General features: G+C 62.0%; 8 protein-coding genes and 1 pseudogene. 6 read left to right on the plus strand and 3 right to left on the minus strand.

Annotated features, from left to right (window positions below):
* Positions 1–14: 14 nt before the first annotated feature.
* Both AC56LG_RS17890 and AC56LG_RS17895 read left to right on the plus strand, forming a co-directional pair.
* A complete protein-coding gene (locus AC56LG_RS17890) occupies positions 15–908 on the plus strand; it encodes a LysR family transcriptional regulator (protein WP_497167422.1) in 894 nt (297 codons plus the stop codon).
* Positions 909–1,252: 344 nt separating this feature from the next.
* Positions 1,253–6,667 (plus strand): diguanylate cyclase, encoded by a 5,415-nt coding sequence (locus AC56LG_RS17895; RefSeq protein ID WP_497167423.1) that lies wholly within the window; start codon positions 1,253–1,255, stop codon positions 6,665–6,667.
* A gap of 893 nt (positions 6,668–7,560) precedes the next feature.
* On the opposite strand, the pseudogene AC56LG_RS17900 reads toward AC56LG_RS17895, so the two are convergent.
* Positions 7,561–8,691 (minus strand): annotated as a pseudogene (locus tag AC56LG_RS17900) (peptidase U32 family protein); the annotation flags it as partial.
* A 507-nt stretch (positions 8,692–9,198) separates the two neighbouring features.
* Between AC56LG_RS17900 and AC56LG_RS17905 the strand changes: the two are divergent.
* The 3 genes from AC56LG_RS17905 to AC56LG_RS17915 all read left to right on the plus strand — a co-directional run bounded on the left by AC56LG_RS17905 (position 9,199) and on the right by AC56LG_RS17915 (position 14,783).
* Entirely contained in the window at positions 9,199–10,887 is a 1,689-nt protein-coding gene (locus AC56LG_RS17905) for an AAA family ATPase (protein ID WP_497167424.1), read from the plus strand.
* On the plus strand, positions 10,887–12,035 hold the full coding sequence (locus tag AC56LG_RS17910) for a hypothetical protein (RefSeq protein ID WP_497167425.1): 1,149 nt from the start codon (positions 10,887–10,889) through the stop codon (positions 12,033–12,035). The genes AC56LG_RS17905 and AC56LG_RS17910 overlap by 1 nt, the downstream gene beginning before the upstream one ends.
* Before the next feature lie 597 nt (positions 12,036–12,632).
* Positions 12,633–14,783: a putative bifunctional diguanylate cyclase/phosphodiesterase gene (locus tag AC56LG_RS17915; protein ID WP_497167426.1), complete on the plus strand. Its 2,151-nt coding sequence runs from the start codon at positions 12,633–12,635 to the stop codon at positions 14,781–14,783.
* A gap of 46 nt (positions 14,784–14,829) precedes the next feature.
* On the opposite strand, the gene AC56LG_RS17920 is transcribed toward AC56LG_RS17915, so the two are convergent.
* Positions 14,830–16,836: a PAS domain-containing hybrid sensor histidine kinase/response regulator gene (locus tag AC56LG_RS17920; RefSeq protein WP_497167427.1), complete on the minus strand. Its 2,007-nt coding sequence runs from the start codon at positions 16,834–16,836 to the stop codon at positions 14,830–14,832.
* 133 nt (positions 16,837–16,969) lie between these two features.
* Here AC56LG_RS17920 and AC56LG_RS17925 point away from each other — a divergent pair, with 133 nt between their 5' ends.
* Positions 16,970–19,090, plus strand: a complete 2,121-nt coding sequence (locus AC56LG_RS17925; protein ID WP_497167428.1) for a hybrid sensor histidine kinase/response regulator — start codon at positions 16,970–16,972, stop codon at positions 19,088–19,090.
* A gap of 339 nt (positions 19,091–19,429) precedes the next feature.
* On the opposite strand, the gene guaA is transcribed toward AC56LG_RS17925, so the two are convergent.
* Positions 19,430–21,040 (minus strand): glutamine-hydrolyzing GMP synthase, encoded by a 1,611-nt coding sequence (gene guaA / locus AC56LG_RS17930; RefSeq protein WP_497167429.1) that lies wholly within the window; start codon positions 21,038–21,040, stop codon positions 19,430–19,432.
* Positions 21,041–21,059: the final 19 nt, after the last annotated feature.

Here is a 21,059-nt window from a genome sequence, read left to right on the forward strand (position 1 = left end):
ATAGCCGACCCAGTATGGAGATGACCCAGATCCGCCATTTCGTGCGCATCGCCGAAACCGGCAGCTACATCAAGGCGGCCGACCTGCTCGACATCGGGCAGTCGACTCTGAGCCGGCAGGTGCGCGCCCTCGAAGTCGAGCTGCGCGCCAGCCTGTTCTACCGCCATGGCCGCGGCGTGCTGCTGACCGAAGCGGGCAAGAAGTTCCTCGAATACGCGCGCGGCGTGCTGCACCTGATGGATGCGGCCGCGATCGCCGTGCGCGACTCGGAATCGGCATTTTCCGGCCAGCTGGTCATCGGCATGGCGCCCAGCATCGGCCGCGCCTGCATCGCCTCCCTGCTGCCGCAGCTGACGCAGCAGTTCCCGCGCGCGTCGATCAGCGTCGTCGAAGGCCTGTCCGGGGCGCTGTACGACGCCGTCCTGCTCGGCCAGCTCGATTTCGCGCTGCTGTACAACCCCGCGGCCTGCCCGAACATCAGGATCACGCCGATCGTCTCGGCGCCCCTGTACCTGATCGGCGCCGATGTCGTCGGCGCCGACCCGGCCAGCGTCACCCTGGCCGAGGTCGCCGCGCTGCCGCTGATCCTGCCGCACGGGAACCACTCGGTGCGCGTCGCCGTCGAGTCGGCCGCGGCGCGCCTGGGGCTGGGCGTGAATGTCAGGCTGCAGGTCGATTCCTCGCACTCGACCATGGAACTGGTGGCGCAGGCGATGGGCTATTCGATCATGCCGCGGCTGGTGGAACGCAGCGCCCACCTGCCCGCGCTGTCGTGGCAGAAGATCGCCTCGCCTACACTGGAGACGACGCTGAGCATGGTGTTGCCGGCGCAGCAGCCGAGCAACCCGCTGGTGCTGGCGGCGGCGGAGCTGACGCAGACGGCCCTGGGCAAGCTGTTTGCGGAGTAGGCGCGGCATCCTGCCCCATCAAACAGATGCTCGACGCAGGGTCCGAGGCCTGATATCGCCTGGGCTGCAGTGGACCCGGCGCCAATCGGGACCAGACGCGTGTGCAGGTCGTCCTCGAGGTACCTGCCTATATCGTTGCCCAGGTAACGGAGGACTTTGTCGCGTATCTCCACACAAACAAGCGGGTAGCTGGTGCCAAGGGAACGCCATAACGCATGTGCTGCGTTCGATTGGCGTGCCCCACTGATCAGGCAATTACCTGCATCGAGCCACCATCCATCAATAGCCGACGCGATACCGCGGCGTTGGTACGCGCCGGCATACTTCGAATGTGGCGCGCGCAGATGACACTCCGTCCGCCGATCGAGTTCGACCAGCCGGTTGAACACTGTGTAGCCTGCCAGGCGTCCATGGATCAAGTCCTGGACATAGACATAGTGTTCGCCGTCGGCTTGGCGATAGCGAAAGGCAAAGCCCGGCAAATGGATCCCGAGCGCCGGCAAACCATACAGCAGGTTCCCCTGGCTGCTCATCCGCTGGAACAGGTCGTCCAGCTCTGCCTGCAGTCCCTCCGGCCTCGTTGCGACATCGATCCGCAGTTCGCGAGGATCGCCCTGGCCCGCCGCTGCGCGTCGCAGGCAGACACACTTGCTATAATACTTGCCTGCAGGTACTGTGGCGAATCCTGCCCGTTTCATCCAGCCGCCATCGGCACATCGCAAGCCCAGCCCATGAGCGTCCTCTTCGACTACGAGATCATCGAACAATTGCACGACAGCGCTCGCTCGCTGGTCTACCGTGCCCGTGGCGCCGATGGCGCCGCGCTCATCGTCAAGCTGCCCAATCAAGCCGTCCCATCGTTTCAACAGCTGGCGCAATTCAAACGCGAATACGAGATCGCGCGGCGCTGCCGTCATCCCGGCGTGGTACGTCCGCTTGCGCTGCAATTGCACCGCGGGCGCTGGACCATGATCCAGGAGGATAGCGGCGGCCTGTCCCTCGACAAGGTGTTGCGCGCACGCACGGCGGCCGGGGGCATGTCCGCGCTGGCGCTGGATGACTTCCTCGACATCGCGCTGCAACTGTGCGTGGCGCTGGAGGAAGTGCACCGCCAGGGTGTGATCCACAAGGACATCAATCCGTCCAACCTGATCTGGAATGGTGAACGGCGCCTGCTCCAGCTGATCGACTTCGGCATCGCCAGCGAGCTGCCGCACGAGCATCAGGCCATCGTCAATCCCGCCTCCCTGGAAGGCACGCTGCGCTATATGGCGCCGGAACAGACCGGGCGGATGAACCGGCGGATCGACTACCGCGCCGACTTCTATGCGCTCGGCGCGACCTTTTACGAACTCCTCGCTGGCCAGCCGCCCTTCATGGCGGACGACGAGATGGCGCTGGTGCATTGCCACATCGCGCGCACACCCGGCTGGTCGCATCCGGCCTTCGATGGTTTGCCGGCGCGGCTGGTGGCGATCGTCCAGCGCCTGCTCGAGAAAAATGCCGAGCAGCGCTACCAGAGCCTGCAAGGTCTGCGCAGCGATCTCGAATCCTGCCGCGCGGCGTTACCGTTGCAGGCGCTCGGGCTGTCCGATCACAACGGTCGCTTCCTCGTGCCGCAAACGCTGCACGGGCGCGAGGATGCAATCGCCGCACTGCTCGGCGCATTCGAGCGCAGCGCCGCCGGAAGCCGTGAAATGGTCCTGGTGGCGGGTTATCCGGGCATCGGCAAATCGGCGGTGGTGAACGAGGTGCAGAAACCGATCGTTGCCCGGCACGGCTGCTTTTTAGCCGGCAAATCCGACCAGTTCAGGCGCGACGTTCCATACGCATCGCTGATCCAGGCTTTCCAGGAACTGGTGCGCGAGCTGCTCTGTGAGCCCGAGGAATCGTTGCGACGATGGGCCTTGCGGCTGCGCACTGGCCTGGCCGACGGCCTGGGCGTGATGGTCGAGCTGATTCCCCAACTGACGCTGATCGTCGGCCCCACCGAGCCTGTTCCCCCGATGGCGCCGGAACAGGCTCAGCTTCGGCTGAACCGCGCGTTCCCCCGTTTCGTCGACGTGTTCGCGACCGCCGGCCGCCCGCTGGTGCTGTTCCTCGACGACCTGCAATGGGCCGATGCGGCCACCCTGCGGATGATCGAGCTGCTCATGAGCTCGCGCGACAAGGGCCACCTGCTGCTCATCGGCGCCTGTCGCGACAACGAAGCCGGCGCCTTCCACCCCCTGATCGCACTGCGCGACAGGCTGCTGGCGGGCGGCCTGCGCCTCCCCACGCTGGTGCTGGGCGCGCTGACCGAGCCCGAGGTGGGACGCATCGTGTCGGCGGCCGTGCGCGCGGCGCCGGCCGATTGCGCCGCACTGACCCGGCTGTGCTTCGCCAAGACCGGCGGCAACCCATTTTTTCTCAACCAGTTCCTCGGCTCGATCCACGATGCCGGCCACCTGCGCTACCGCGCCGATGATGACAGCTGGGAGTGGGACCTGGCCGCGATCCAAGAGGCCGGCTACACCGACAACGTCGTCGAGCTGCTGGTCGATAGAATCCGCCGCCTGCCGCCCGCGACACAGCGTCTGTTGCAACTGGCGGCGTCGAGCGGCAGCCGTTTCACGCTCGATATGCTCGCGCTGGTCCTCGAATGCAGTCCATGGGAGGCGCAGCAGGTCTTGTGGCCGGCGCTTGACGCGGGACTGATCCAGCCGCTCGATGGCGGCTACAAGTACGTCGACGCCGACGCGAGCGAAAGCGGGGTCGGCTACCGGTTCCTGCACGACCGCGTGCAGCAGGCCGCGTATCTGATCGTGGATACGGACACGCGCGCGCGCAACCACCTGCGCATCGGCCGGCTCCTGTTGCGGCAAACGCCGCGGGAACGGCAGGACGAGAGGCTGTTCGAGATCGTCGATCAGCTCAACGCGAGCCGCGCGCTGATCGTCGACGCCGGCGAACGCGTGCAGCTGGCGCAGATGAACCTGCGCGCCGGCGCCAGGGCGCGGCGCTCGGCGGCCTTCACGGCCACACTGGAACACATGCGCACCGGCCTCGGCTTGCTGCCGGCGGACGCATGGCGCAGCCACGCCGGACTCTGGCTCGACCTGCAACTCGGCACGGCGGAAGCGGCCTATTTGTGCGGCCAGTTCGACGCCGCCGAGGCGATCTATCCGGAGGTACGAGCACGTAGCCCTGCTCCGCTGCTGCAGGTGCGAAGCATCCTGGTCCAGGCGCACCAGTACCAGCTGCAGGGCCGGCTGCAGGATGCCATCGCGGTGCTGTGCGAGGGACTGGCGCTGCTCGGCTTCGACGTTCCTCACGATCCGGCGCAACAGAAGGCGCGCTTCGAGCACGTCCTGGCCGACATCGAGCACGCGGGCGGCGCGCGCATGCCCGACGATTTGCTCGCGGCTGGCGACATGCACGATGCGGCGTCAGTGGCGGCGCTGCAGATGATGCACGGCCTGTGGATGGCCTGCTACTATGCCGGCAAACAGGAGCTGTGCCAGCTGATGGTGGTGTCGATGACGCATTTGTCGATACAGCGGGGCAGCAGCGATTTCAGCGCGGTCGCCTACGTCGCCTATGCGTCCATTTTGGCGCTGCAGGATGGCAACTTCGCGCGCAGCTACCGTTTCGGCGCGATGGCGCTGGCGCTGGCAAGACGCCGCGCCAACCTGCAGGCACGCACCCAGACGGCCCTGATGTTCGCGGCGCTGATCAACCACTGGACGCAGCCGCTGCGCAGCTCCGACGCGCTGTATGAGGAAGCACTCGGCTGGGCGCTGGAAATCGGCGACTTCGTCCAGGTCGGGGTGGTGGCGGCCGTGCGCGCGACCGACCGGATCATCCTGGGCGACTATCTGCCGGACCTGATGCACGCCATCGAACATGACCTGGTGCTGATGCGCGCCAATGGCCAGCAGGCGATGGCCGATTGCTGCATGGCGGCGGCGATCCAGCCCATCAAGGCCCTGATCGGCCTGTCGCCGCGCAGCGACAGCTACGACGACGCGGTATTCAACGAGACGGGCTTCCTCGAACAATATGGCGCATCGAGCTTGTATCGCGCCTACTACCTGCAGGGGAAGATCCGCAACGCATATCTGTTCGACGCCGCCGATGCCGAGGCGCTGGCCGGTCAGCTCGACATCGTGACGCGGATGATGCGCAGCCAGGCCAAGGTGCCCGAGACCTGCTTTTACGCGGCGCTGATCTGGATTCGCGCGTTACGGCGCGATCCCGCGCGCGCCGATGCGGCCGATGTGCTGGCGCGGATCGGCGTGTTACAGGCCAGCCTCGCCACGTGGGCCGAGCATGGCCCGGACAACGTCGGCGCCAGGCATGCACTGGTGCGGGCCGAAATGGCGCGCTACCGGCAGGACCTGGCGCTGGCAACGCGTTGCTACCAGCAGGCGATCGACGTAGCCGCCCTCGCCGGCTACGTCAATGTCCAGGCACTGGGAAATGAGCTGTGCGGCGAGTGCTGGCTCGAGCAGGAGCAGCCACGGGTGGCGACGGTGTTCATCAAGGACGCCGTCGCGTGTTACGCCCAGTGGGGCGCGGAGGGCAAAGTGACGCAACTGCGCGAGCGCCACAGCCACTTGCTGTCAAAGGCGGACGGACGCGCCATGCAGTCGTATGCCGGCACGCATACGCAAGGCGGCGCCGCCCTCGACCTGGCGTCGCTGCTCAAGGCGGCGCAGGCCCTGGCGAATGAGACGGGCCTGCGCAACGTGCTCCAGCGCCTGATCGCCATCGCGCGCGAAAACGCAGGTGCGCAGGTGGCGCGCCTGCTGCTGCTGTCCGACAGCGTCTACCGGCTCGAAGCCGATATCGGCGGCGATGCCATCACCGTTTTGCAGTCCCGCCAGATTCATCTCGACGCCGCCGGCGATCCGCAATTCCCGCTGTCGCTGCTGCGCTACGTCATCCGTACCGGCGCCGAGGTCATCACGGACGACATTGCGAAGGACCCGCTCTTTGCCGCCGATCCCTATGTACGGCAACACCAGCCGCGTTCCGTCATGTGCCTGCCGGTGCGCCACAGGGGCGGCATCGACGGCGTCCTGTACTTTGAAAACCGGCTGGCCGAAGCGTCGTTCACCGATGAACGTGCAGCGTTCCTGCGCATGCTCGGTGCACAGGCAATGATCTCGATCGCCAGCGCCAAGCTGCATGACAGCCTGGAACAGCGCGTGGCCGAGCGCACCGCGCAACTCGAGGACGTCAACCGCAAGCTGGCAACGCTATCCATCACCGACGGCTTGACGGGCCTGGCGAATCGGCGTCGCTTCGACGAGGTCTTGCGCAGCGAAAGCACGCGCGCCGCCCGCGCTGGCCAGCCGCTTGCCGTCATCATGCTCGACGTCGACTACTTCAAGAAGTTCAACGACCGCTATGGCCACCAGGCGGGCGACGCATGCCTGGTCCGGGTAGCGCAGGCGCTCGCGGCCGGCACGCATCGAACCGGCGACCTGGCGGCGCGCTACGGCGGCGAGGAATTCTCGATCGTGCTGCCCAATACCGGCGCCGGCCAGGCGTACTACGTCGGCGAATCGCTGCGTGGTGCAATCGAAGCACTCGACATCGCCCATGCGAGTTCGCCTACGGGACATGTCACGATCAGCGTCGGCATCGCGATCCAGGCCGCACAGGAAGCGCACGATCCGGATGCGCTGCTGCAGCGCGCGGACGTCGCGCTGTACCGGGCCAAAAATACGGGACGTAATTGCGTCGTGCTGAGCGAGGACATCGAACGCTAGTGTCCAGTCGGCCGCTTGCGCTACGACGGTGGGAATTCGACAAACAGCGAGGTCTTGCCACAGTTGGCAACGTGGCACATCAACCCAGAGCTGTGATTCCTGGCGCGTCTGGTCACGCCTGCTCGATCGATAACGGTATCGATGATTTCGCGCCCATGTTCTCTCAAAAAAGCTCGCCTAAACGAGCTTTTGAGGGATAGCACAAGAATGTTTCCTAAAATGGAAACTTACTCCCACTCGATGATCAATGGCTGCGCTAATGCTTTGATTAGACAAAAGATCTCTCCAACACCTGCTGATCAGTACCACGCACAGTACCATGCCAAGGCTGCGTGAAGAGTTGAACCAACCGCACAACACACTTTCCTGTTTCGGTAACAGCGCCTCGGCCACGATCCGAGGCACGCCGACCGGGTTCGCCAGTTTCGCTGCATATGCTCGTCCCTGACCGGGAACCCTCTCGTCACTGCTAAGCCCCGTAGCCCCCTCCGTCTCTCCGAATCCCCATCCAGGCAAATTGCCGCCCGCCTCAAGGTCACCGCTGAGCGGTGCCCTGCCACGCACATATGGGAAGAACCAACCAGGGCTCCTAACCTGGCGTCAGCAGGAAAGCAGGAAGAAATTGCCGCAGCTCGGCGCTGGTTTGGTCAGGAGCGTGCCGCAAGTCCAGCATCCAATCCCGTACTATCTGGCCTTGTGCAACTTCTAAAAAAACTTCCTCATCCGAGATGGTGCCGGGCGGCTTACCGGTAAGCCGCGTGTTTCCGCGACAGGCACGCACAAGCCCACTGAACCACGAGGCGACGATGGTTCCGGACGCATCCGCGAACAACCGCAAATGCGCCTCCGAACTGATATCGACCAGGTATAGCTTGCCGTCGAAGTATTCCCGGCGCCTTGCGCTCCGGGCGCTCCCACGCGGCCAACCGGGCCGCCTCATGCGCCGCCACGGCATCACGCCGCAAGGCATTGACGGCGGCGGGCACGAACCACGGCTGCGACAGCTCCAGCGCGACGCCATCGGCTTCGAACATCGTGTTGCCCAGCTTAGTCAGGCTGGTGCGCAGCGCCGCGTCGGCCTGCTCCGCGTTGTGCGCTGGCTGCAGCGGCAGCTGCACGGCCGTCACCGTTGAGATGCTGTCCTCGTCGCGCAAGCTCAGCGCGAGGCCGTCATCAAGCTCCGACAGGGTCAGGTGCAGCGCCACCTTGCGGTCGGCCGAGCGTTTTGTGAGCGCCGCTGCCCACTGGTGGTCGCGGTTGCGGTGGACCTGCGTACCCGGCTTCAGCTCGGGCAGGGTACTGACCGGTTCGTTCGGGAAGACGCGCCAGCGCTGGCCCTCCTCGCCATCGTTACCCTGCCCCAGCTTCTGCACCGTGTTGACCCGATGCTAACGCTGGTGCGCTTGTTCATGTAGTTCAGGCCATCGCCATTGGCCAGCGGCGCATCGGTCATCATCTCAAAGTGATCCGCGCCCACCTTGCTGACGACTCACCTCCACGCCCAGGTACTTCGGCGAATCGAAAGCGCCGATGTCGTCCTGGCGGCCCTGCGCGAAATAGTCGGTGTGGCCGCGATTGAAATTCTTGTCGACGTCCGGCGTGAAGAATATCTGCGTGTGCCCGCTGGCGGCACGTACGAAGCCCGCGCGCCGTTCCAAGATCTCGTCGAGCAGCAGGCGTAGTGGAGCCGTGATGTTCTTCACGTAGCCCATGTCCTTGTAGCGACCCTCGATCTTGAACGACCGGATGCCGACGTCGATCAGCGCTTCCAGGTTGCGGCTCTGGTCGTTGTCCTTCATCGACAGCAGGTGCTTGTCGTAGGCCACCACGCCGCCCTGCCCGTCCGTCAGGGTATACGGCAGCCGGCATGCCTGCGAACAGTCGCCACGGTTGGCGCTGCGGCCCGTGTCCGCATGCGGGATATAGCACTGCCCGGAAAACGCGACGCACAGGGCGCCATGAATGAAGTATTCGAGCGGCGTGTCCACCTGCGCGCGGATCTTGCGGATCTGCTCGCAAGCCAAGAACAACAGTGGCGATAAACTACGTTGTGCAGTAGGATAGAACAGTGCCAAGCCTACGCACCTCGCCCTCTAACAATTTGCGGAGCGGTGCCAGCAGAATCAGGTTCTAAAAGTAGCTGCAAACCTTATAGTGGTTTAGGATGGTCTGGCCCGTCTTGCCCTTCTCTACTAATCTCTCACGCCCAGGTAGATAACGCTCCTGCGTTGGCAACTTGGTGTCGGTCAGCTTGCCAGCATTACCGGAACACTTCGACAAAGCTGCAGCCGATAGTCTTGTACCTCTTTCCACTGCCCCCCATTACTCTAATTCCTTAGGCCGCACGGAACGTACCGGCAACGGCATACCTTTCCGTAGTTACGTTACCCCTTACCCAGGAAATCACGGCGCAATCTTCTTCGACGATTAAAACTTGACTTAGAGCAACCGCCGCCGTATTTTAATGCCCTCAACTTCAATTTTGTGTCCACTGCTCATCCCCCCCGGAACTGACCCAAGGAATCTCGTCAATGGAAAGTATAAGTATAAAAAATTTGCGATCTCTCGCTAACACCGGTGCGGTAGAGATTAAGCCACTGACGGTACTGGTCGGTACGAACAGCGCCGGAAAGAGCACTTTTCTACGTTCTTTTCCGCTGTTGCGGCAAAGTTCGGAACAAAAAACGATCAACGATATTCTTTGGTTTGGTGATTATGTCGACTTCGGGAGCTTTGCCGAGTCGGTAAATCGACACGAAGCGGCAAAAGATGGAAAGAAAGGAATCGACTTTGAATTTAAATTTTCACTGGACACATTTTCTTCAATAGCCGTTGGCCGAGGATTCGCAGCGAAGCGATTCGGACGCGTTGAGGATCGATCGCAGATGTGCACATTTACGTTGCGACAGTTTAGCGACTCAATCAATCTAGATTCTGTCGTCTATTCGGAATATGAAATTCGCATCGATGGCAACGTCATCCATTTGATCGTTGACCAAGATTTGGTTGTTCAGAAGATCAGCCTAAACGGCGAAGGCATACCTTTTAATCAAGAAGAAGTGCGCTTAACTCGCCAGAAAGATCTGCTTCCCAGCATTGCTAACTGGGACCCCATCAAGGAGCGCTACGAAGAAAAGGCTATGCGCAGGTTGCGACCAGTTGTCCATGGAAAAGTTCCCGCCGAGCGAATTCGAACGGCAGTCGCGTTGATCTTTTACGGGCCGAAGAAGTTTTTCGCGAAAGAACTATCGTCTCAAAGTCTAGGCGATACGTTTTCACAGAGACTAGCGCTGCTAAACGACGCTTCCCCTCTGGTTGAAGACTTGCATCGCTACTTTTTTGTTATCGATTTCCCTCGAATTTTCAACAGTATCAATGTCGTGCTGAGTTCGACGTTCTCGAATGTTCGCTATATAACTCCGCTCCGCGCGTCCGCAGAGCGTTATTATCGTTTGCAAGGTTTGGCTGTCGACGAAATTGCTCCGAACGGCGAGAACTTGGCAATGTACCTAAAGAGCCTTTCGGAAGCTGAGGCAGCTGAGTTTGCCGAATGGACAAAGCGTCACATGGGATTTGCTGTCCGAGTAGAGGCTCATATCGGCCATGTTTCGATTGTAATCGACGACCTACGGGAAAATACTTCGGTTAATCTAGCAGACGTCGGATTCGGCTATTCACAGGTAATCCCTATTCTGGCGCAGATGTGGCAAATCCAACGCCGCCCAAGTCGTCACAACCTTACTCGATCGTTGAATGGCGACCCCCCGCGCCAGCCCATCATGTTCTTGATCGAACAGCCTGAACTTCACTTGCACCCAAAAATGCAAGGCCGGCTCGCCGAACTTTTGCTACGTAGTTTTGTTGCCGCGCGAGACTCTGGTATTGATTTGCGCATTATCGTTGAGACCCATAGCGAAACATTGATAGCTAAATTGGGAAGTCTAATCGCACACAAGCGACGCACCCAACCAACACCTGAAGTGGAAGCGACACTTAAAGATGCCTCACCCGGCGGCGAAATTGTATCCTTCCAGTACAGATCGCCCTCGTCGCTAGGGAGTAATATTGCCCAGCTAAATTTCTCAGAGCAAGATATTGGCGTCCACCTCTTCACAGCCGACCCATCCCAGAGCGATGGAAGCGTGATAATCAAATCCGGCTTCGATGAAGAAGGGTTACTACTTTCTTGGCCATATGACTTCTTTGACGGGGTTCAGTAATGCTGTTTATCCTCGATGAAGGCCTCGATTCCATCGCGGCAGATACCAACCATAGTAGTCATCAACGTCTTCTCGACGAACTTACTGTGCTTGCACGTGCTCGACGCGCGCAAAAGCTGATGGTTTTCCTGGAGTCTCCCTATTTCTATCCAATATTAAAGGATATCAACGGGCTTGGGACCCTTCCTTTAGCGGTTTTCTCGCACCTAAGCAAAACCCGCCCGTTCAAGCGCAGCCTGCTTGAAAAGCTTAAAGTTTGGGTGCGAATCACTGCTAGCGGAAGCCAGATCGCGTTGAAACCGAAAAAATTCGGATTTGAAATAACAGCTCCACTACACCTGATTCCGCACAACCTATTCAATTCTCCGATTTTGCTTGCTGAGAATCTTCAGGATGCAAAGGCGTACGTCATCTTTGCTGAAATTGCTGCGGCTGCTGGAGCCGAAAACGCCATGCCAGTTCAGTTACACGGTGAGCTTCGTGGTGGCGGCGGAAGTGCGATTGCTGGAGAATACGTTCAGATAAAGAAACACGGCGACCGACTTTCCCTTTGCATTTTAGATAGCGACGTTCGATTCCCCGATTGCACTCCCAACAATTGGAGTACAACTATGGCTAGCAGCGATGTTGTGGATCCAGCACCCTTGGTACACTTGAAAACGATAGACGTATACTCTATAGAAAACATGTTTCCGTTAGACTCGCTTGCAAATCTCCGACACTATCAGACCGATCAAAACGCGAGTTTTATGCTCAACAAGGAACTACCTATACTCCGAAAACATGCTAATGAGCCATATTGGAAATTTATTAGACTGAAAGACGGCTTAACATGTGCCGATCTCCGCGACAAAGGGCCGTTAGGAACGTACTGGCGACCACACGCGGCTAATTTTAGTGACTTTTCATCAAAAAAATGTAAGAAAGGGCCAATGGATTGCTCACACTCCTGCTCCAGACTTCCGCTTTACAGATCTAAAACTTTGGAAGAATTTGTGGAAATGTATGAGTCAAAGCCTCGCGAAGAACTGAAACGCCTGTATGAAAGCGTTCCGAGACATGTCGTTGAAAATTTTAACGGCGTTGCGAAGTTGGTGCAATCTTGGCTTTGTTTCGGCGGGACCATGGTCCTTCCAGCAAACTCGTAGTATCTAACGAGGGGAAGTTAGATCCCGCCTTAGGCTGCAAGCCGTTTGGACAGGGAATTTGCGTTAGACAGCTTGCGGTACTGATCACCCGTGACGAAACCGGAACGTGCAGGAGGTTGGTCATAAGGTACGCCAGATATGATTGGCCCGGCAAATTGTTACAGTTCTAAGGACATATAGCAAGGTCATCCTGCTCTCAGTTCGAAAGCGAGCAAAGCTGGAAAAAAGGCCCCTGAAATCAGGGGCCTTGGTTCGTATATTATCTGCACGTGCAGCATGCTGCTAAAGAGACGCTCACTCCCACTCGATGATTAATGGCTGAGCTAAGCCTATGAATTGCTTTGTGTTTCCGGTACCTCCTGCGCCTGTACCATTCACGATACCATACCAGCGCCATCGATCCTCAGCGTGGCAACAACGGGCATCACCTTGGTTTTACCGTACTTCGACCACCATTCCTGCCGTGAGCCTTACGCGCATGGTATCTCGAACAATCCGCTAAGGGCCAGACTCAACTGGACCTCAATGCATGCCCATCACCAACGTGCTTGAACGTCAAAAGGATTACAATCCTGTATTGACGCATTCCAGGTGGCCATGATGAGTTCCGAAGTATCCGATGGACATGGCTTCCCGCCCACCGGGTGGAACCCGCGTGATTTCGAAGTACTGCTCGACCACATTCCTGCCGGCATAGTGATCCACGGCGCAGATTCGCGGGCGGTCTACGCCAACCGCTGCGCACATGACTTGCTCGGCGGCGCCATCGACCTGATGCGCAAGTACCCGGCCGACTCCGGCGCCCTGCCGTTGCTGCACGCAGACGGCAGCGTCCTGCCGCCCGACGCCAATCCCGTTTCCTGCGTAATCGTTTCCGGCCTGACGGTGCGCGACGCCATCGTCGGCCTGCCCGGCCCCAACCCGCGCTGGTTGATCTGCAACGCCTATCCGCTGCTCGGCGCGGACGGCCAGATCCAGCAAGTGGCCGTCTGTTTCACCGAATGCACCCACCTCAAGCGCATCGAGGAATCGCTGCTCAAGTCGGAAGAACGCCTGCGCCTGGCCATGCAGGGCAGCACCGACGCGCCATGGGACTGGGACGTCGACAGCGGCCTGGTGCACTATTCCGAGCGCTGGTGGAACATGCTGGGATTTCCACCTTGCCACGTCGAGCGCGACCCGGTTGCGTGGCGTACCCAGATGCATCCCGAGGACATGCCGCGCGTGGACGCCTTTGTCGACGCGCTGGTGGCCTCGGAAGACAAGACCTACAGCCTGGAATTCCGCCTGCGCCACCATGACGGCCACTATGTGCCGGTGCTCTCGCGCGGCCTAGTCCAGCGCGATGCCCGCGGCAAGGGCGTGCGCATCGCCGGCACGAATACCGACCTGACCGCCGCCAAGGAAGCCGAGCGCCGCATCCACGAACTGGCCTATTTCGACTATCTCACCGGCCTGCCGAACCGGCGCCTGCTGATCGACGAACTCTCCAGGATCCTGCCGCGCTGCGCGCGCACTGGCCAGTTCGGCGCCCTGCTGTTCATCGACCTCGACAACTTCAAGCTGCTCAACGACACCCTCGGCCACGATGCCGGCGACGCCCTGCTGCGCGAAGTGGCCGCGCGCCTGCGTGCTACCGTGCGCGCGAGCGACCACCTTGCGCGCCTCGGCGGCGACGAGTTCGTGGTAGTGCTCGAAGGCCTCGGCACCAGCGAGGCCGAGGCCATCCTCGAAGCGCGCATGGTCGGTGCCAAGCTGCTCGAGGCGCTGGCCCGCCCGCACGCGCTGGGCGCGCGGCCCAGCGTCAGCACGCCCAGCATCGGGGTGGTCATGTTCGGTGCCGGCGCGCGCAGCGTCGACCAGCTGCTGCGCCATGCCGATCTCGCCATGTACCGTGCCAAGGCCGAGGGCCGCAACACGCTGCGCTTCTTCGACCCCGGCATGCAGGCGGCCGCCGAACGCCAGGTCGAGCTCGAGAACGACCTGCGCGACGCCATTGCCGGGCACCGCTTCGAGCTGTACTGCCAGCCGCAGCTCGGGATCAACGGCAAGCTGGCCGGCGCCGAGGCGCTGCTGCGCTGGCGCCATGCAACGCGCGGCCTTGTGGCGCCAGAAGAATTCATCGGCCTGGCCGAATCCAGCGGCCTGATCATGCAGCTGGGCGCGGTGGTGCTGAGCGAGAGCTGCCGCGCGCTCGCGCGCTGGGCGAGCGATCCGCAATTGCGCGAAGTTTCCCTGGCAGTGAATGTCAGCGCGCATCAGCTGCGCGACCCTGGATTTGTCGAGCAGGTCCTTGCCATCCTGGCGGCAACCGGTGCACCACCGCAGCAGCTCTTCCTCGAGCTGACCGAAAGCGTGTTTGCCCATAACCTAGACGATGCCTGCGCCAAGATGAACGCCTTGCGTGCGCACGGCGTCTGCTTTTCGCTCGACGACTTCGGCACCGGCTATTCCTCGCTCGCTTACCTGAAGCACTTTCCACTGACAGAGTTGAAAATCGACCGCAGCTTCGTCAAGGACTTGCCGGGCGAAGCCCATGCCGGCGCAATCGTCGACGCCATCCTGGCCCTGGCCCGCACGCTCGAACTGGACGTGGTGGCCGAGGGCATCGAAACCGGCGAACAACGCGACTTCCTGATTGCGCGTGGCTGCCGCCTGCTGCAAGGCTTCCTGCTCGGTATGCCGCGCCCCATCGCCGAGTTCGAAGCTGCCTACGGCGCAACCGGGAACCAATTGAATGTTCCATGAGCAAGCGCGTTTCAGAATATACGATGCGCAGCCGATCCAGTAGACATTATTCCGGGTCCGCGTGCGTGATGCCAGCCAGGGCCTCGGCCAGCTCGTCCGCATCGACCGGTTTGACGAAATACCGATCGAAACCTGCTGCGAGCGCCGCGCGCCGGTCCGCCTCCTGTCCATAGCCGGACATGGCCATCAAGGTGGCATGGCGCGTGACCGGATCGGCCTGCAGCATGCCGGCCAGCATCAAGCCATCGATGTCTGGCAGTCCGATGTCGAGTATGCAGACGTCGGGCCGCAGGGCTTGCGCCCGCGCCATGACCTCGCGGGGACGGGACGTGCTCGCGACTGCGTGCCCCATCGACGTGAGCAGCATTTCCAGCATCATCAAGCCGTCCTCGTTATCGTCGACCAGCAAGATCTTCAATGCGGTTTGCCCGCTCCGCAGATCGGCGCGATGCGCGATCTCGGCCGGCACCTGCCCGATGTCGAGCCTTGGCAGGCACACGGTGAAGCGCGTGCCGTGGCCGGGGCCGGCGCTCTCCGCACTCACATGCCCGCCGTGCAGCTGCACCAGGCTGCGCACCAGCGCCAGGCCGATGCCCAGGCCGCCCTGAGAACGGTCCGACGTGCGCTCGGCCTGGGTGAACAGGTCGAACGCCTGATGGATCAGCGCCTGCGTCATGCCGATGCCGTTGTCCTCAACCGACAAACGCACATGATGCGGATCGGTCGCGAGCTCGACCTTGATCGTGCCGCCGTGCGGCGTGAATTTCGCCGCATTGTTGAGCAGGTTGGCCAGGACCTGCACCAGGCGCTTATGGTCGCCCTCGACGAATGCCGGTGACGGCGGCTGGCTGACCTGCAGGGTATGCCCGCGCCCCTCGAGGACAGGGCGTATCTGCTCCAGCGCCTCGCCGACGATCCGCTTCGCATCGAGGACGCTCGTGTCCAGCGTGATCAAGCCGCGTGTGACGCGCGCCACGTCGAGCAGCTCGTTGATCAGGCCCGTCATGTGCTGCACCTGGCGGGTGATGACGGCGCTGGACTGGTGAACGCGGTCGACGTTGGTGCCGTCGTGCGCGAGCAGCGCGGCGGCGGCGCCGATCGGTGCCAGCGGGTTGCGAAGCTCGTGGGCCAGCATGGCGAGGAATTCATCCTTGCGCCGGTCGGCCTCCTTCAGCGCCTCCTCCGCGCGTACCCGCGATTCGATGTCCATCGCCACTGAGACCGCGCCGACCACGACGCCGTCGCCATCGACGATCGGCGCGGCCGACACCAGCAGCATCCGCTCGGATGGCATGGCCGTAAAAGTCATGGCGCGCAACAGGCTTTGCTCGACCATCTCGCCCGCGCAGGCGCGCTGCAAGGGCCACTCGCCCGACACGAGCTTGCGGCCCGCTGCCGGCCCGTCGAAGAACCAGCCATGCCAGCGGCTGAAGTCGATCTGCCCCGCGGGCTCGGGCAGCGAGCTCCCGAACATCGCCTCGTGCGCCGGATTACGATGCAGCACGCGCAGCGTGCGGTCGACAACCAGCACGCCCACCGGCGCGGCGCGCAGTACGCCCGCGAGATAACTGCGTTCCGCCTCGGCCATCCGGGCGTTGCGCAGCGCTTCCTCGCGGCTGAGCAGCAAGGATTGCTCGGCAAGGACCTGGGCGGTAATGTTGATGGTCGTGTGCGATACGCAGGCCAGCTTGCCGTCGGCGTCGTAGAGCGGCGTGTTGGTGGCGCTCCAGTACATGTCTTCGAACCAGCTTCGGCCATCCTTGTGCATCTCGATCGGATAGCGCTGCACCGGCATCAACTGCGACTGCCCGGTGTCGATGGCGGTCCGGATGGAGGTGCTCAGGTTGCGCACGCCGGTGGCGTCCGGATCGTTGGGGTCGTCGCCGAGCACCTCGAACAAAGGCATGCCGAGCAGGTCTTCGCGACGGCGCGAGACCGCACGCAGGAAGGCGTCGTTGACCGCCAGGATTTCGAGCTTGTCGGTCGGCGCCAGCAGATACTGGCCGATTGGCGAACCATGGAAGGCCGCGTTGAAAAGCGAATCTGAAAGCATGATTATCCAAATGATAAGTTCTTATTCTAACGATCAGAAATCAATGTGGCGCACGGCTTGCCGCGTCCGCATGGACGCATGCACGAGTGCGGCGCTTGCCATTGCGCCGCAACGATAGTGTTACCATGACTACATGAAATCTGTCCGTCCTCTTCAAGACGTGTTGCCCGGCAAAACCCCTATTCACGACCTGATACGTCGGCACGACTGGTCCACGTCGGTGCTCGGTGCCCCTGAAGCGTGGCCACTGTCGCTGCGGTACATCTTGGCGATGATGCTGGAGTCCACCATTCCGATGTCAGTGGTCTGGGGTCCGGAGCGGGTGCTGCTCTACAACCAGAGCTACGTGCAGTTCCTGGGCGCGAAACATCCGGCGCAGGCGTTCGGCCTGCCGATTCGCGACGTCTGGCCGGAGATTTGGGCCGATATCGGCCCCCTGATCGAGCGCGCCGCGGCCGGAGACGCCTTTTACCTGGAAGACGTGCCTCTGACGATTGCGCGAAACGGCGTCGATGAAGCGGCCTGGTTCACCTTCTCGTATTCGCCGGTCCGGGACGATGACGGCGCCCTGAATGGCATGTGCAGCTCGGTACTGGAAACGACGTCGCGCGTGCTGGCCGAGCAGCGCCAAGCCTTCCTGCTTTCGCTTGCCACCGCCTTGAGCAAGCTGGCCGATCCGGAGCTGATCATGCGCACCGCGGCGCGCATGGCGAGCACCCAGCTCGGCGCGAACCGCGTCATGTATGCGGAGCCGGACTTCGAACGCGATCTCGTGACCTTCCTGCCCGGCTTCGCGGGTCCCGCCAGCGCCGACATCGATGGCGACTTCCGGCTCAGCGGTTTTGGCAAGCAGCACGCCGATAGCATGGCACGCGGCGAGGACATCGTGATCGACGATGTCGCCACCGACCCGGATATCGCCAGCGACAGCGAACGCAGGAACTACTTCGACCTGGATGCCCGCAGCGTGCTTGCGCTGCCCTTGATCCGTGGCGGCAAGGCGATGGCCGTGATCATCGTCAATCACGCCACGCCACGCGCCTGGAAGGTCGAGGAGATCGCCCTCCTCAGGGAGATCGGCGAGTACACCTGGAATGCGGTCGAGCGCGCACTGGCAACACTGCGCGACACCGACCGCCACAAGGATCAGTTCCTTGCGATGCTGGCGCATGAGCTGCGCAATCCGCTTGCGCCGATCAGTGCAGCGACCGCGATCCTGAGGATGCCGGGCGTATCGCAGGAGCGCATCACGAAGACGAGCGACATCATCGGGCGCCAGGTGAAGCACATGGTCGGCATGGTCGACGACCTGCTTGACGTTTCGCGCGTGACCACAGGCCGCATCGAGCTCGACCGGCATCCAGTGGCGATCGATTCGGTCATCCATGACGCCGTCGAGCAGACCCGGCCGCTGCTCGAAGCGCGGCGCCAGACGTGCCAGGTGACGCTGCCGGACGGCATGGTCTTCGTCCATGGCGATGCCAAGCGCCTGGTACAGGTGTTCGCCAATGTGCTCAACAACGCGGTCAAGTACACGGCAGCGGGAGGCGCGATTACCATTCGCGCCAGCGCGACGCGGGACGAGGTGGCGATCGACATCGCGGACAACGGCATCGGCATTCCGGCGGACGTGCAGCCTTATGTCTTCGACCTGTTCGTCCAGGGTGTGCGGACGTCGGACCGGTCGCAAGGCGGCTTGGGCATTGGCCTCGCGCTCGTCAAGAGCCTGGTCGAATTGCACGGCGGGCGCGTCAGCGTCGACAGTACCGGGGCCGGGCTCGGCACGACGGTCCGCATCCGGCTGCCGCGCCTGCAATCCGGGCAAGCCGACAGCGACACCGCGCTGGGCGATGCATCTTCGCCGGACCTCGCCACCCGGCGCCAGCGTATCCTGGTGGTCGACGACAACGCCGATGCCGGCAGCATGCTGGCGATGGCGCTCGACAGTTTCGGCTTCGATGTCACCGTCGATATCGACCCGGTTGCGTCGCTCCAGCGCGCCGCCATGCAGGCATTCGACGTCTTCCTGCTCGACATCGGCATGCCGCACATGGACGGCAACGAGCTCGCGCGCCAGCTGCGCCACCAGCCGCGCCACGCACGCTCGCTCATGATCGCCATCTCCGGCTACGGCAGCGAGACAGCGCGCCGGACCGCGTTCGACGCCGGGTTCGATCACTACCTGACGAAGCCGGCCGACATCGGCAGGCTGTTCGAGATTCTGGAAACGTCGGCGCAGACGAACGCTGGTTGAGCATGTGAAGACATCCTGTACCGCGTGTCGTAGCGCCTGAAGGGAGTCCTGTTCTCCCATTCCCAAGATTTTAAGTCGGAACGGTGTCCCGTTCAGGCATTGTCACTGGACTTCCCCCTACTCGTAGGGGTTTCATAGTACGGTGGGGTCATAGCAAAGTTTTACGTAGGCAAGCTGACCTGGAACGCGAGCTTCGATAGCGACTGGCCGGCTTTGATCGGATCAACTACTAATCTTGCGCGGCTTTAAAGCTACCCTCGTCGGAACGCTTCATGTGAAAAAAAAGCTCGCCGAAGCGAGCCTTTTCAAATCCACAAAGTAGAATTTCCAAAAGAAACTCTACTCCCACTCAATCGTCGCCGGCGGCTTCCCCGAAATATCATAAACAACACGGTTAATCCCACGCACCTCGTTAATGATGCGATTGGAAACCTTCCCCAGCAGCGAATGCGGCAAGTGCGCCCACTGCGCCGTCATGAAGTCCAGCGTCTGCACCGCGCGCAGGGCCACTACGTATTCGTAGGTACGGCCGTCGCCCATCACGCCGACCGATTTCACCGGCAGGAACACGGCGAAGGCCTGGCTGGTCGCTTCGTACCAGTTGATCGGCGCCTTGCCGGCATCGATGCCGGGCACCGGCGGCAGCTCGAACGGGGTGTTGCGCAGTTCTTCGATGAAGATGGCGTCGGCTTCGCGCAGCAGGTCGGCGAATTCCTTCTTGACTTCGCCGAGGATGCGCACGCCCAGGCCCGGGCCCGGGAACGGGTGGCGGTAGACCATGTCGTGCGGCAGGCCGAGGGCCACGCCGAGCTTGCGCACTTCGTCCTTGAACAGTTCGCGCAGCGGTTCCAGCAATTGCAGGTTCAGCGTTTCCGGCAGGCCGCCCACGTTGTGGTGGCTCTTGATGGTCTGGCCTTTCTTGCCCTTGCCGGCCGATTCGATCACGTCCGGGTAGATCGTGCCCTGGGCCAGCCACTTGGCGTTGGTCAGCTTGCCGGCTTCGACCTGGAACACTTCGACGAATTCGCGGCCGATGATCTTGCGCTTCTGTTCCGGGTCGTTGACGCCGGCCAGGTGGCCGAGGAACTGGTCTTCGGCGTCGATGCGGATGACTTTCACGCCCAGGTTCTTCGAGAACATGTTCATGACCATCTTGCCCTCGTCCTTGCGCAAGAGGCCGTGGTCGACGAAGACGCAGGTCAGCTGGTCGCCGATGGCGCGGTGGATCAGCGCTGCGGCGACGCTCGAGTCGACGCCGCCCGACAGGCCGAGGATGACTTCATCGGTGCCGACTTGCGCGCGGATCTTTTCGACGGCTTCGCCGATATAGTCCGGCATGTTCCAGTCGGATTTGCAGCCGCAGATGTCGTGCACGAAGCGGCCGATGATGGCTTCGCCCTGGCTGGTGTGGGTGACTTCCGGGTGGAATTGCAGGGCGTAGAAGCCGCGCTCTTCGTCGGCCATGGCGGCGATGTCGCAGCTGTCGGTCGAGCCCATCAGCTTGAAGCCTTCCGGCATTTCCAGCACCTTGTCGCCGTGGCTCATCCAGACCTTCAGCATGCCGTGGCCTTCATCGGTGATGAAGTCGTTGATGCCGTTCAGCAGCTTGGTGTGGTTGCGGGCGCGCACTTCGGCATAGCCGAATTCGCGCAGCTTGCCGGTTTCGACCTTGCCGCCGAGCTGGGCGGCCATGGTTTGCATGCCGTAGCAGATGCCGAGGACCGGGATGCCGAGTTCGAATACGGCTTGGGGGGCGCGCGGGGAGTCGCCTTCGAGCGTGGAGTTGTGGCTGCCAGAGAGGATGATGCCGGCGGCGCCGTAGTTGCGCACGAAGTCGGCGTCGACGTCGTAGGGGAAGACTTCGGAGAAGACGCCGGCGTCGCGCACGCGGCGGGCGATCAGTTGGGTGACCTGGGAGCCGAAGTCGAGGATGAGGATTTTGGAGTGCATTGAACGCAATATAAAGAAG

The sequence above is a fragment of the Telluria sp. ZB2R32 genome (assembly GCF_059685715.1).